The organism is Paenibacillus sp. SN-8-1, assembly GCF_050995535.1.
In the GTDB taxonomy this organism is placed as follows: domain Bacteria; phylum Bacillota; class Bacilli; order Paenibacillales; family Paenibacillaceae; genus Fontibacillus.
Genome location: NZ_CP194782.1, coordinates 679,051 through 692,954, shown reverse-complemented (window position 1 = coordinate 692,954; position 13,904 = coordinate 679,051). Strand labels below are relative to the sequence as shown.

Sequence of the window (13,904 nt, the reverse complement as noted above, 5' to 3'; positions counted from 1 at the left end):
AAATCACATAAGAACCGCTTCGATGAACAGGGTTGTTTCGCTGGCCAAATCGACTTCCTTCACTTCCAAATCTTCATCTGAACCGCGAATGATGCGGATAACCGGACGCCCTGGAAGTCCGCGGTGCTGACGCACAACGACCCCCGTCTCCTTCGTGGATAACCGGACAGAAGTACCATTGGGATAAATGGATACAATTCGCGTGAATTCGATCAGAACCTTCCGGTCGAGATCGTGCTCTGATGCAGCCATCATATTCTCACACGCCTCATGAGGAAGCAGCTTTCCGACAAAACCGTCCATTCCTTCTCCAATCAGGTTGTCATATCGGTTCGCTGCAGCAACAATCTTGGCATACAAATGAATCTCTTCATCTATAAGTCCACGCGGAACCCCGGTCCCGCTGGGCTTCTCATGATGCTGAAGCGCTGTATGAGCCACGAGCAGGCTGAGCTCCCTTTTCTGCTTAAGCAGTTCAAATCCCCGCCAGGTATGATGGGATTTCCCCATCTCATCCGCGGATCCCGCTGAGACTGGCACAATCTTGCCGATATCATGCAGCATGGCACCTATTGCAAGGTCCTTAAGCTGTGAGTAATTAAGCCCCATGTTAAGTCCAATGAGAGAAGACAGCAAGCAGACATTTACCGCGTGAAGGTACTGGTGATTATCCGCTGTCCGAATATCGGTCAGATGAACAAGAACACCCTTTTGATCCAGCACCTCTCTAAGAAGCTGGTCAATGGACAGGCTGAGCTTGCGTGAACTCCACTCCTTGCCGGAGCGAACGGCCTCCAGAGTCTCACTCATCTCCTTGAAGATGGCCTGCTTGGTCTGTTCGCTGAGCACATCCTCAATCTCAATATCCGCGTACTGTTCATCCTGGATGTACAGCATCGTGACACCGATACGGTTAAGCGTGTTAATCATAAACACTGTTAATTGAACACCGCTGGACAATAAAACTGTTCCATTCGCAGAGTACACTGTTCTTCCAAGATGCTGTCCTGGTTCGATGTCCTCTATGCTAACGTACCTCATGCATGATCCCCCCGCACTATTCTGACACGCAGCTGTTCTAATTCCTCTTCGGACTAGCTGAAGGGCGCTTGGAATCCCCGGCAAGATCAGTTGCCAGAAGCTTGGCTTTAGCACGGCTTATCCGAACTTGCACAGCCTCATCCTGCTCAGTCTCAGCTGCACTCTCCAGACCATCCATAGCCTCCTGGCCGCCAATCCGGCTGAGCGCCCAGGCCGCTGTACCCCGTAGTTCGGGCCGCGGATCTTGATGCAGCACTTCTATTATCTTCGGCACAGCCAGCCGATCTTTGAAGTTCCCGAGACCAATTAAGGCATTTCGCTGTATCGGCTTCTTGCCTCTCCAAGCTGCAGCGCTCTCTCCGAACCGCTCTTTGAACTCTTTGTTGCTGATATCCAAGATCGGCAGCAGCAGCGGCTTGGCCACCTCCGGATCTGGCAGGAGCTCGGGCCTGTGGCTCCAATGCTTACCGCGGTTCTTCGGGCAGACAGTCTGACAGGTATCGCAGCCATACAGGCGGTTCCCGATCTTCAGCATGAACTCCTCTTCAAGAAATCCCTTCGTCTGGGTAAGGAAGGATACGCAGCGCTGAGCATTCAGCTCCCCCGGACCTACCAGAGCACCCGTCGGGCAGGCATCGAGACATTTCGTACATTCTCCGCAATCCTCTGTGACTGGGGTATCTGGAGGAAATGGAATATTCGTAATCAGCTCGCCAAGATAGATCCAAGAGCCCCACTTGGGCGAGATAATCAGGCTGTTCTTCCCGCGAAAGCCAATGCCCGCGCGCTCTGCAACCGCCCGGTCATTCAGTGCCCCTGTATCCACCATACTCTCGATCCGGGCATCTGGGACCCGTTCTTTAATGAATTCCTCAAGCTTCTTCATCGCCTCGCGGAGAACCTGATGATAGTCTCTTCCCCAAGCGGAACGAGCCATAATTCCCCGATTGGCTCCAGGCTCCGACTTCGGCGGATTCTCCATCTTGGATGGATAAGCCACTGCGATAGAGATGAGCGAAGCGGGGTTCGCAAGCGAAAGCTCCGGGTAGATTCTTTTATCAATGTCCGGCTCCTCAAAGCCAGATTCATAACCTTTGCGGCGCCGATCCAGCAGCACTTCCTTTAAAGATAAAAAAGGGTCCGCCGTAGCGAATCCGATATCGTCAATGCCAAGGGATGACGCCGCATCTTGTATTTCACGCTTCAGCCCCGCCCAGGGGGAACTTACCGGTTCCCTGGAATGTTCCTCTCGCGCCATACTTCTCACCTCATATTCCTGATGGATCAACCGCTACAAGCCGCGGATCTTAGTTAACGGCCAGAATACAAATTCGGCCCGGCCTATAATCTCCTTCTTCTTCACATTCCCGAAATACCGGCTGTCCTTGCTCCGTCCAGCATGCCGGTTATCGCCCATTACGAAATACTCGTCAGACTTAAGGATTACTGGCCCGAAGTCCGCATCCTCAATCTGAATATCGGTGTACGGCTCATTCAGCGCCGTGTTATTCACAAATAACTGGTGACCCCTTACCTCTACGGTATCTCCAGGTGCGGCAACAATACGCTTAACGAGGTATTCCTTCTTATCCGGCCCAATGCTTGGATCCTTCAGAACCACGACATCACCTGGCTTCGGATCTCTGAAATCGTAAATTATCTTATTCACGAACAGCCTCTCGCTCTCTTCCAGCGTCGGTTCCATAGACTGTCCTTTAACCACCGACAAATTAAAAACATATATATTAAGCAGCAGCAATATAATGAAAGCAATCCCTATCGTTCTGATTACGTCCCAGAGTTCAGCACGCAACCCCCTCTGACTGCCAGATGTGGCTTGCTGTCTGCCATCTGAGTCTTTGCTTGATGGAAATACGGGTTCCATACGGCACCTCGCCCTGATTAATTTCACCTTTGTCCTACAATAATAGAAAAGCATATCCATCCGCCAATTGCAATGAACGGAAAGATATGCCTAAAAAGAGATAAAGTTCGGACTTATTCTAAGATCTAGATAAAGTGTGGGTAGCCGCTATTCCCAGCTTCTGAAAAGCCTCAAGAATACGCCCTGCATAACCCATCGCTTCATAAAGCGGCATGGCAGCTAGATTGTGCTCATCCCCCGCAACCATGATACGACTTACATTGCGCTGCTGGAACCGCTGTTCCATAGCCGATACAAGGTTCTTGCCTACGCCCTGACGACGGTATTCCGGATGTACCGCAACCCGGTAAATACAACCCAGGTTCTGATCGATCGTTCCAATTAACGCACCCACGATTTCCCCATCTACTTCCGTAACCACAATGAGTTCGGAATCCCAAGAAAGCTGCCGGGCAAAAGCCCGCTTAGTATCCTCATAGCAATCTTCTGACAAGGCGACCTGCAAAAGCTCCATTACCTGACTAGCGTCACTTAATCGAAAGGAACGAACCTGCATGCTATTATCTCCCTTTTCCTGACAAGATAGATTAACGCAAAGTAAAATCGACATCGATACATTCCATCTGAGCCGATTTAAATTTTACATTAACCGAACATATTTCATGACAAAAACCGATAAATTAATGCTTCCTTGACCATTAAACCACATTTATCTGAGCAAATCACCTGTTTTCTTCTGAAAGCGCTTAATAGGAAGCGTTTACATTGTTTTTGACTTTTCGTCCTTATTCCAAGACAAAAGCTTCTCATCATGAGAAGCCTTTGCGGATAAGGATTTGTTCTATTTTCTCAACCTAAAAGGAATAGATTCGGGCGAAAAATTCCACAATAACTACTGCAGTCGATTCAGACCTATAAGATAGAAATGATCATGCCTCCAGCGGCTCCCGCTGCAACAACAGCCCAGGGCGGAAGCTTCCAATACACGAGCAGAACGAACAGGATCGAGGCCAGTACAAAGTCAGTGGAATTCATAATCGTCGTTGTCCAAAGCGGATTATACAACGCAGCAAGAAGAATACCCACTACAGCTGCGTTAATTCCAATTAGAGCACCTTGAACCCTGGTGTTCCGGCGAAGCAGACTCCAGAACGGCAGCGTTCCTGCGATGAGCAGAAAGGCAGGCAGAAAGATCGCCAGGGTGGCAATTACAGCTCCGGTAATTCCTGCGGTCATCTGACCCAGGTATGAGGCAAAGGTGAATAGAGGACCTGGAACTGCCTGCGTGGCGCCATAACCTGCTAGGAAATCTGATTTGCTGATCCAGCCTGCCCCTACGGTCTCCCTTTCAAGGAGCGGCAGAACAACGTGTCCTCCTCCAAATACGAGCGACCCGGACCGGTAGAAGCTATCGAATAAGGCTAGCCCTGGGTGATGGATAACCAACCGCAGCAAAGGTAGGGCAATCAGCAGACCAATCAGTACAGCTAGACATAAGGCGGCAAAGCTGCGCTTCACAGGAACGGCCACCTCCGGAACTTCCGGTACATCCACCCTCCGGTATAACCAAAGCCCGAGCAGTCCGGCAGCCATAATAACAGCAACCTGGCTAAATACCGTCTGCCACAGCAGTATTACAGCCGCGGCGAGAACCGCAATCGTCGCCCGCTTCTTATCGGAGGCAAGCTTCTGCCCCATTCCAAGGACAGCATGCGCTACAATAGCCACTGCAGCGATCTTAAGTCCGTGAATCCAGCCTGCCTGGCTGATATCCGTCCCTTGCAGCAGAACAGCGAACAGAATAAGCGCAGCCACTGAGGGGATTGTGAAGCCCAGCCAGGCAATAATCCCCCCAAGCAGCCCGGCGCGCATGATACCAATTCCGATCCCAACCTGACTGCTTGCTGGTCCAGGGAGGAACTGGCATAGGGCAACCAGGTCAGCGTAGCTCCGTTCGTCCATCCATTTCCTTCGGCGGATATATTCGTTGTGAAAGTAACCGAGATGCGCAGTAGGTCCTCCGAAAGAGGTTAGTCCAAGCTTGGTGGAGACCGCAAGGAGTTCCCATAGCTTAGACGGTCCGGGTGGCTTCGGGGAACCCGGAAGTGTAGTTTCTGCCTTTTGCATGAATCGGTATCACCTCTACCTTCTTAGTGATTGGTGCTTACTCTTTCTAAGACTAGCATGCCAGATAAGACGGCTAATATCCAGGTGTTCCCATACATCCCTATTGATTTACTTTTAATTATAAGGTTTAATAAATATAGTGGCATCGGTACATACATTGATGCTCTTTCGCATGTGTTTGAATACTAATAACAATTCAGGAGGGATTCACAAATGGCTCATCAATTACCAGCATTGCCTTACCCAGCAAATGCACTTGAACCACATATCGACGAACAGACTATGAATATTCACCACGATCGTCACCACAACACATATGTCACTAATCTTAATGCAGCACTCGAAAGTGCACCAGAGCTGCAAGATAAGAGCGTTGAAGAATTGATTTCCAACTTGGATGCCGTTCCTGAGAACATCCGTACTGCAGTTCGCAACAACGGCGGCGGCCATGCCAACCATACTCTCTTCTGGGAGATCATTGGACCGAATGGCGGCGGCAACCCAACTGGCGCGATTGCTCAGGCTATCGACAGCGAGCTTGGCGGCTTTGACAAGTTCAAGGAAGATTTCGCTAAAGCGGCTACTACACGTTTCGGCAGTGGCTGGGCTTGGCTCGTAGTGGGCAAGGACGGCAAGCTTGCTGTAACCAGCACACCTAACCAAGACAACCCGCTTCAAGACGGTCAAACTCCTGTTCTTGGACTGGATGTATGGGAGCATGCTTACTACCTGAAATATCAAAACAAACGCCCTGACTATATCGCGGCGTTCTGGAATGTAATCAACTGGAACGAAGTGAACAAACGTTACGAGGCTGCAAAAAAATAATAAGCTCTAAACCAAGAAGACCGCGCAAGCGGTCTTTTTTTGCCCCAATCTTTCTGATTGGAAACGGACGAAGTGGGTAAAGTAATAACAACTCTGATGGATGAACCACATTGGTTCCATCCATTCTGATAAGGAGGTTGTGATGATGACTACCAACGATCCGCAGGAACTTTTGAAGTCCAAGCATGAAGCTGACAAGCATAAGGCACAGTTCACAAACTTTGCCCGCAGCGTCAGTGGAGAGATGGCTCATGAGCATGATCAGGAAATTCTGGATCAGAGCCGTGTCCCCGATCAGCAGAACAAGATGAAATCCGTCGAGAACCGTATGATTTAAGAAGAACTAATCATGGCAAAACAGCCCTCAACCCGCACAAACGGTGTTGAAGGCTGTTTCTTTATGGTTATAAGGCCCAAGAATTATTCCTGTTCATTCCCGCTGGCAAAGTATTGATTCAGAATCCTCAGGAACACATTCGGAAAAGCAAGCTGCTCCATATCAGCCTGGTTGATCCAGCGCGTCTTTAGCGGGGCGTCTTCTCGTGATGCCGCGCTCTCGTACTCCGCGCTGGACTCCGCTACAGCGCCTAGTGCAGCCAGTGCGCCTAGTTCAGGCGACTGCTGGAAGCGGTACACGCGCAGGTTCCAGTGGATGTGGCTGAACGTATGTTCAGCTTCCATATAGAGCCCCTGCGGCTGCGCGTAATGCCCTTCGGCGGCCAAGGCCTGCGTGAGCCGGTCCATGGCCGGCTCATCAGGCAGCACGGCGCCGCCGGCCGGGTTCTCCGCTGCCGCCAGAATGTGCGGCAGCTCCCACATGCGGGCCAGCAGGCCGGTCTGGGGCCGCTGCTGGACCAGCACGCGGCCTGCTTCAGCGCCGCGGCCTTCAATGAGCGCGGCCAGGCGGTATTCCGGCCGCGGCTTCTTGGCCTTGGTCTTCACCGGCAGCTGTGTCTCCATGCCGGCAATACGGCCCTGGCAGTGCTGCATGACAGGGCACGTCAGGCAGTGAGGTGACTTGGGCGTACAGACGAGCGCCCCAAGCTCCATAAGAGCCTGATTGAAATCAGAAGCACGGCCTTCAGGAATGAGCGCCTCCGCCAATACCTCCATGGATTTGCGTGTGCTCACCTTCATAATGTCCTCTTCAATCAGGAAGAAACGCGACAACACGCGCATCACGTTCCCATCCACCGCAGGGACAGGCCGATTGAACGCGATGCTCATAATCGAACCCCGAGTATACGGCCCGACTCCCTTGAGAGCCGACACGGCGCTCAGGTCGTCCGGGATGACTCCTCCATGCCGCTCTGTGACCTGCCTCGCAGCTGCCTGCAAATTGCGTGCGCGCGAGTAGTAGCCAAGCCCCTCCCAACATTTAAGCACCTCATCTTCCGGTGCCTGTGCAAGGGCTGCGACGGTAGGGAACTTCTCGATAAAGCGGTGAAAATACGGAATGACCGTATCCACCCGGGTCTGCTGCAGCATGATCTCGGATACCCATATGAAATAAGGGTCCCTGTGTCTGCGCCAGGGCAGATCTCTTTTGGCCTGTCCATACCATTCCAGAAGCTCTGTACTAAAAAATTGGTGGTTATCCTGCTGCATTCTATCTCCTTGTCTCCTATAAATTCCTTATATATTATGACGCTCCACGATGACAAAAGCCGATGCAAGCTGCCGCTCATGGGTAATGCTCACATGAATTGTATAGACTTCCGGATCTCCAATAGCAAGCCGTTCCCAAGCAGCTCTTGTGAGCATGGCCCAAGGCTTGCCAGACTCATCCGGGATAATCTGGATATCCTGAAACCCCAATACAGCTCCAATCCCGCATCCAAAAGCCTTGCTTACAGCTTCCTTGGCCGCAAAGCGCCCGGCCGTGTACTCGGCAAGCCTGGCTCGTCCTACAGCCTGACTACGTTCTCCGGCAGTCAGCACACGATTCAGAAACCGCTCCCCGTGCATGCTTCCAGTCAGTCTCTTAATTCGGTCAATCTCGACCACATCATGCCCGATGCCTTGTATCAAATTATACCCTTCCTTCTCTTCCTTGTGTATGCTCTCATTGTATCAACTACTGGGCTGTCATGCGAACCCTTCCATCGGCTGTGATATAATGGAACTGAATATACACCTATGAATGAAATCATAACCCAGATAAGGATGTGAGCTTGATGCCCATTGATTTCAATATCCCGCTGGACAAGACAGACATGCTCAGGTGTACCCGCTACCCTTCAAGGGATTCAGAGCCGCAGAGCTTAATTATTCTAGCTCATGGCTTCAAAGGGTTCAAGGACTTTGCCATGTTCACCTACACGGCTGAACAGCTGAGCCGGCATCATGAAGTCATCACTTTCAATTTCTCCCACAATGGGATAGACGATAACCCGCAGGAATTTGCGGAAATAGAGAAGTTTGCAGTAGGCACCTATGACCTTGAGCTTCATGACTTGGACGTGCTTATTTCCTATCTTCGCCAGAACCCGGAGCTTTCCCTACTTCCCCTCTTTCTAATCGGACATAGCCGCGGCGCCGGGATATGCCTGGTCTACGGGTTCGACCATCCGCGGACTTTAACAGGGGTTTTGTCCTGGAACGGCGTTACGGATCTTGATATTCACAGACGTATTGCTTTTGCTGACTTCGCGGTTGCTCTTGTTCAGGGCACCGAGGATCATCCTATAGAAGGCTCCCGCCGGCTTGTGCAGGCGAACCCCCATATCCCTTGGATTCAGATACAAGGCGGCAATCATACCTTTAACACGGACCACCCGTTTCAAGGCGCCAGCCGTCAGCTGAAGGACGCGATCAATGCCAGTGAATCGTTCATCTCGGATGTACTCCGCAATCGAAATCATTCTACGAATTAAGGAAAGAACAAGGGGCCGTCCCGAAAGTCATCAAAGATGACAATGGGATGGCCCCTCGTTGTAATCTAGGTTAACGAAGAACGGCGCATTTTAGATACCCGGGATTGGACTGCGTTTGTGTTCTGTTCTCCGGTAAAATTTCTCCAGACGCTCACGCGCTTCTTCATTGATCTCCTTGCCCTCAAGGTAATCACTGTTGTCGTCATAGCTCACGCCGAGTTCCTTCTCATCGGTCTGGCCTTCCCAAAGGCCGGCTGTTGGCGCCTTGTCCAGAATACTTTGCGGTACGCCAAGCTTGGCAGCAACCTGTCTGATCTGACGCTTGTTAAGCGAGCTGAGTGGAGTAATATCCACCGCGCCGTCACCCCATTTGGTGTAGAAGCCGGTCAAGGCTTCAGAAGCATGATCAGTACCTACCACCAGCAAATTAAGTTCAAAGGCGATCGCATACTGAACCACCATACGGGTTCTTGCCTTAACATTTCCTTTCCCCTGGTAGCTGATGTGCCGGGAAATGCCGATATTTTTAAGACTGTGCTCGGTTTCAAGCGCAATTTCATTCACGGCTTCCTCAATATTGGTCTCTACCGTCTTGGTCAATCCGAAAGCTTCAGCAACCGCGTAACTGTGTGCAATATCCTCTTGAGTTCCGTAAGGCTGATATACCCCAAGGGTAATGTACTCCTTACCAAGCTCCTGAGTAAGTTCATCCGTTGCCCGCTTACAGAGACCCGCCGCCACAGCACTATCGATCCCGCCGCTGATGGCAATGAGCAGCCCTGTAGTCCCTGAATTCTTCACGTACTCTTTAAGAAAGTCTACACGTCTGCGGATCTCCTGATCGACATCAATAGTTGGCTTAACACCTAAACGTTCAATAATTTCCTGTTGTAAACTCATATTCTCACCTCTCTATTAGCTTTAACAAGGTATTCCTTCACTATGTACACTAACCCACTTCCGCGTAAACCAAACGCCCCGCAAAATCGGTTGTCCGATCTGCAGGGCGCTTCCTGTAACTATTACCGGCAGAAACGATCGAACGCGCTGGTCAAATCAGCCGCGATTTCCTCTGCAGAGCGATCTTCAATTTGATGACGTTCGATAAAGTGAACGAGTTCCCCATCCTTAAGCAGCGCAATGGAAGGAGAGGACGGCGGATAAGGGGCGAAGTATTCGCGTGCCTTCGTAGTCGCTTCCTTATCTTGACCTGCGAACACGGTGAACAAGTGATCCGGTGTAAGGTCGTTCTCCAGCGCCTTGGCTACTCCTGGACGGCATTGTCCGGCAGCACATCCGCATACCGAGTTAATGACTACTAATGAAGTACCCTTCAGGGCTGGAAAGCTTGCTTCCACCTCTTCCGGTGTACGAAGCTCTTGAATTCCCAGACGAGTCAGTTCATCCCTCATAGGTTGAACCATATCTCTCATATATTGGTCAAAAGACATGGACATGATCTTTCACTCCTTAACTTACTAATCTCTCATAGCATTGGTTTTACAAAGATAAGTTTATTATACAACGCCGAATCAGGAAAGCAAATTCAGGCAACTTTAGCTCACCTCAGCACTATACCCCTGAGGACGCTGGAACATCACAGAGAAAGTGGTGCCGCTGCCCTCTTCAGATTCAACGGAGATCTTACCATTATGACGCTCGATTATACTCAGACAGAGGGCAAGTCCAAGACCAGTACCCTGATCTTTAGTCGTAAAAAAGGGCTCAAACAGCTTCTCCTGCTTCGCAAGCGGAATACCTGGACCAGTATCAGTAACCAGAAGCTCCACCCCCTCCGGGGAATTTCGCGTCTCCAGCGTCAGCTGACCCTTCTCCTCCATCGCCTCCATGGCATTACGGGACAGGTTTAGAATAACTTGCTTAATCTCTTTCGTATTCAGCCGCAGCTGGGGAAGGTATTCGGCCAGCTTCAGCTCTATGCTCTGCCCACGAAGATTTGCATCTGCCCAGAGCAGCGGACTTAATTCATGGATAATATCGTGCAGGTGGCACTCCTCTTTGTTCACACTCCGGGTTTGAGCCAGGGAGAGGAAGTCACTAATAATACTGTTGGCACGATCCAGCTCATCCATAACAATACGATAGTAGTGATCCAGGGACGAGGGGCTCTTCTCTTTCATTAACTGTAGGAAGCCCCTGACCACTGCCATAGGATTCCGGATTTCATGGGTAATGCCTGCCGCCATCTGCCCGACAAGACTAAGCCGATCCGCATTGAACAGCTCCGTTCTAAGCGCTTCCAGTTCAGTGATGTCCTGAATAATGACCACTGCACCGACAGTTTCTTCCGTGTGCCCCCGCTTTATGGGCGAGGTGCTTGCAAAGAAAGTCCTTCCTCTGATCTGAACCAGCTCACTGGTATTCTCTCTGTTCAGAAGCGTCGTATCCACCCGGTGGCCTATAATCTCGAAATCAAAATCCTTAACAGCCTCCATCAGCATTCTCCCTATCAATTCCTCCTTGATCACTTCGGGATACTCCATCTGATAATAGGTCAGGAACGTATTGTTGATGGAGACGATGCGTCCCTCATGATCCAGCAGAAGGATTGATAATGGAGCTGCATCCATCATCTGCTGCAGCTTCTCGGCTTCACGGAAATATCGTCTCGACAATAGAGTAACCTGCATTTGCAGCTTCTCTTTGTCCAGCGAGCTTTCGATAACGAAGAGCAGCAGGCTGCCAATCAGAACCGCAACCGCTATATTTATGATTGCGAATATGATAATCGTCAGATCCATCTTGGAGGACATAGGCCAGGTTAGAAAGGCTAACGCTGTCGACAGATATTGACCTACAAGAAGGAAAAAAGAAAGAGTAACATACTTCGCATGCCTTCCACTACGCTTGAATCGGCCTGCTACCAGAAGTACCATAGGGTACAGACAAAGACCTGTATCCAGAAGGAAGCCGGATGCGTTAAAAGAAGGGTTCATAACGACATAAATAACAAGCTCTACCACAGCCAGTATTAATCCGTCACGCCGTCTGCCATAAAGCATACCTACAAATAAGGAAGGCAAAAAATAATTAAGCGGGATGACCCCGAATAAATTAGATGAGAACAATGAACAAATAAGAATACTGATCAGGCAGGAAGCCAAGAGCATATTGTAATACGATGTTCTCTCCAGCCTGCTGTTATGAACAGGGTGTGGACTCCGCCTTTCGAAGACAAGGGGAAAAAGAAAGGCTGGCGAACACGCAATTAGTAATTGAAGCAATACTTCCTTAACAGCAACCACATTCTTCCTCCTCTGCGGAGCATGTACTGTAATCGATTAAATCATAGCCGACAATATTTTACAATAACCTATTAGCCCCGGAGGTTTGTGTTTTATAGAGGTTTTTTATAGGTCTTTTTATAAGGGAGAATTCCGGGTTTTTATTACGAGAGCCTTCGTATAGGATATACTTAACAACAACAAGGTTAGTGAAAGGAAGACATCATGAATCGATATGAAGTAATTGTGATCGGAGGCGGCCCATCGGGACTCATGGCCTCCATTGCGGCGGCGAGCCAGGGAGCATCCGTTGTACTCCTGGACAAAGGGGATAAGCTGGGGCGCAAACTTGGCATTTCGGGCGGGGGACGATGTAATGTGACCAATGCTAAGGAGATCGATGAGCTGATCCGGTTCATTCCAGGCAACGGACGTTTTCTCTACAGTGCCTTTGCTAATTTCAATAATAGGGATATTATTCAGTTCTTCGAGGATCTCGGCATTGCCCTGAAAGAAGAAGACAACGGACGGATGTTCCCGGTATCCGATAAAGCCAAGACCGTAGTCGATGCGCTTGTCGGCAAAGCCTTCTCCCTCGGAGTCAAGCTGCGTACACTGGAGCCCGTGAAGGAGATTCTCTACAGTGCTGAAGGCGTACAGGGCGTTCTGCTGGAGTCAGGCAAAAAAATATCATCTTCCACAGTTATTGTGGCTACCGGAGGGAGATCCGTTCCCCACACGGGCTCCACTGGAGACGGCTATCCCTGGGCCAAAGCTGCGGGACACACCATTACGGAGCTCTACCCTACCGAAGTGCCTATCGTGTCCAAGGAGCCGTTCATTGTGAGCCGTGAGCTGCAAGGCTTATCCCTTCGGGATGTGGAGCTATCCGTTATGAATCCGAAAGGCAAGGCGGTCATTTCACACCGCGGGGATATGATCTTCACCCACTTCGGTCTATCCGGTCCAATTGCGCTTCGCTGCAGCCAGTTCATCAGGCAGGTGAAGAACAAGTACAAGCTTCCGGAAGCCCAGCTTCAGATTGACCTGTTCCCGGATCACTCAGCCGGCTCACTTGAGCAGGAACTTCGCCGCCTTGCAGCGGCTGAGCCGAAGAAAGCGCTCAAGAATGTGTTCAAGGGAACGATACCGGAGCGCCTTCTTCCGCTTCTCTTCAGCCGTGCCGGTCTTCCCGGCGATACTACGTATGAGCATCTGCCGAAGGAGCCCTGGAGCTCCTTCATATCTGTGCTCAAGGGCTTTGCGTTGAAGGCAACGGGGACCAGACCTTTTGAAGAAGCCTTTGTAACCGGAGGAGGCGTACACCTCAAGGAGATCGATCCGAAGACGATGGAATCAAAGCTGATGCCTGGCCTATTCTTCTGCGGCGAAGTTCTTGATATCCATGGCTACACAGGCGGTTATAATATCACAGCCGCCTTCACCACAGGCTATACGGCGGGTTACAACGCCGGAGAGAGCGTGCGTCATCGTCGTTAGTCCACCCCTGGGGGGACGAACTCAAGCAGGCCACCCCTGGATTTAATTCCATGGGGTGGCCTGCTATCCTTTTATGAGAGAAAAGCGCTCCTTGTTAACTGAGTTCAAGTGTAAGCACCATTCGGAGGGTCTTTAGAGTATGACCGTCAAATTCATCATCGAACTCGGTGACTCTTGCAAACATCTTGGATTCGTAGAACTTCCGACCAACCTCATTATCTCTTTCAACGTTGGCATATACCTCATTGGCACCAGCCGAGTGGAGAATTCCCTCTTGCAGAAGTGCTGAACCAATCCCTTTACCTTGATATTCAGGCTTCAGATAAATCGCCGTAAGCTCCACTGTCCCGTCTTCTCGCACAGGTGAGAAATTGGCGAATCCATTCACTAAATCAATTCAAT

14 protein-coding genes and 1 pseudogene are annotated in these 13,904 nt (G+C 50.4%); 4 read left to right on the top strand and 11 right to left on the bottom strand.

What is annotated here, in order from left to right; all coding sequences use genetic code 11:
• Positions 1–3: 3 nt before the first annotated feature.
• From ACRRNK_RS03405 to chrA, 5 genes and pseudogenes are all read right to left on the bottom strand, one after another.
• Complete coding sequence (locus ACRRNK_RS03405; RefSeq protein WP_433945410.1) at positions 4–1,041, bottom strand: HD-GYP domain-containing protein; 1,038 nt, start codon at positions 1,039–1,041, stop codon at positions 4–6.
• A gap of 79 nt (positions 1,042–1,120) precedes the next feature.
• Positions 1,121–2,299 (bottom strand): annotated as a pseudogene (gene queG, locus ACRRNK_RS03400) (tRNA epoxyqueuosine(34) reductase QueG); the annotation flags it as partial.
• A 33-nt stretch (positions 2,300–2,332) separates the two neighbouring features.
• Positions 2,333–2,926, bottom strand: coding sequence for a signal peptidase I (gene lepB / locus ACRRNK_RS03395; RefSeq protein ID WP_433945409.1), 594 nt, complete (start codon positions 2,924–2,926; stop codon positions 2,333–2,335).
• A 118-nt stretch (positions 2,927–3,044) separates the two neighbouring features.
• Positions 3,045–3,482, bottom strand: a complete 438-nt coding sequence (locus ACRRNK_RS03390) for a GNAT family N-acetyltransferase (protein ID WP_433945408.1) — start codon at positions 3,480–3,482, stop codon at positions 3,045–3,047.
• Positions 3,483–3,838: 356 nt separating this feature from the next.
• Positions 3,839–5,053, bottom strand: coding sequence for a chromate efflux transporter (chrA, locus tag ACRRNK_RS03385; RefSeq protein WP_433945407.1), 1,215 nt, complete (start codon positions 5,051–5,053; stop codon positions 3,839–3,841).
• Positions 5,054–5,266: 213 nt separating this feature from the next.
• On the opposite strand from chrA, the gene ACRRNK_RS03380 reads away from it, so the two are divergent.
• Positions 5,267–5,881, top strand: a complete 615-nt coding sequence (locus tag ACRRNK_RS03380; RefSeq protein ID WP_433945406.1) for a superoxide dismutase — start codon at positions 5,267–5,269, stop codon at positions 5,879–5,881.
• Positions 5,882–6,023: 142 nt separating this feature from the next.
• Positions 6,024–6,218 (top strand): hypothetical protein, encoded by a 195-nt coding sequence (locus ACRRNK_RS03375; RefSeq protein WP_433945405.1) that lies wholly within the window; start codon positions 6,024–6,026, stop codon positions 6,216–6,218.
• An 83-nt stretch (positions 6,219–6,301) separates the two neighbouring features.
• On the opposite strand, the gene mutY is transcribed toward ACRRNK_RS03375, so the two are convergent.
• A complete protein-coding gene (mutY, locus tag ACRRNK_RS03370) occupies positions 6,302–7,489 on the bottom strand; it encodes an A/G-specific adenine glycosylase (RefSeq protein WP_433945404.1) in 1,188 nt (395 codons plus the stop codon).
• Positions 7,490–7,516: 27 nt separating this feature from the next.
• The gene (gene acpS, locus ACRRNK_RS03365; protein WP_433945403.1) at positions 7,517–7,912 is read right to left on the bottom strand and encodes a holo-ACP synthase; all 396 of its coding nucleotides are present in this window, start codon (positions 7,910–7,912) and stop codon (positions 7,517–7,519) included.
• 146 nt (positions 7,913–8,058) lie between these two features.
• Between acpS and ACRRNK_RS03360 the strand changes: the two genes are divergently transcribed.
• Positions 8,059–8,757 carry an alpha/beta hydrolase gene (locus ACRRNK_RS03360; RefSeq protein ID WP_433945402.1) on the top strand — a complete coding sequence of 233 codons (699 nt, stop codon included), beginning with the start codon at positions 8,059–8,061 and terminating at the stop codon, positions 8,755–8,757.
• A gap of 90 nt (positions 8,758–8,847) precedes the next feature.
• Here ACRRNK_RS03360 and nadE read toward each other — a convergent pair whose 3' ends face one another.
• The 3 genes from nadE to ACRRNK_RS03345 form a co-directional block, all read right to left on the bottom strand.
• Complete coding sequence (gene nadE, locus ACRRNK_RS03355; RefSeq protein WP_433945401.1) at positions 8,848–9,657, bottom strand: ammonia-dependent NAD(+) synthetase; 810 nt, start codon at positions 9,655–9,657, stop codon at positions 8,848–8,850.
• Between the two features lie 122 nt (positions 9,658–9,779).
• Positions 9,780–10,214 (bottom strand): BrxA/BrxB family bacilliredoxin, encoded by a 435-nt coding sequence (locus ACRRNK_RS03350; protein WP_213620675.1) that lies wholly within the window; start codon positions 10,212–10,214, stop codon positions 9,780–9,782.
• Between the two features lie 99 nt (positions 10,215–10,313).
• Positions 10,314–12,023 (bottom strand): two-component system sensor histidine kinase NtrB, encoded by a 1,710-nt coding sequence (locus tag ACRRNK_RS03345; RefSeq protein WP_433945400.1) that lies wholly within the window; start codon positions 12,021–12,023, stop codon positions 10,314–10,316.
• Positions 12,024–12,227: 204 nt separating this feature from the next.
• Here ACRRNK_RS03345 and ACRRNK_RS03340 point away from each other — a divergent pair, with 204 nt between their 5' ends.
• Complete coding sequence (locus tag ACRRNK_RS03340; protein WP_433945399.1) at positions 12,228–13,502, top strand: NAD(P)/FAD-dependent oxidoreductase; 1,275 nt, start codon at positions 12,228–12,230, stop codon at positions 13,500–13,502.
• Positions 13,503–13,596: 94 nt separating this feature from the next.
• Here the strand turns inward: ACRRNK_RS03340 and ACRRNK_RS03335 are convergent, their stop codons facing one another.
• Positions 13,597–13,890, bottom strand: a complete 294-nt coding sequence (locus ACRRNK_RS03335) for a GNAT family N-acetyltransferase (RefSeq protein ID WP_433945398.1) — start codon at positions 13,888–13,890, stop codon at positions 13,597–13,599.
• Between the last annotated feature and the right edge of the window lie 14 nt (positions 13,891–13,904).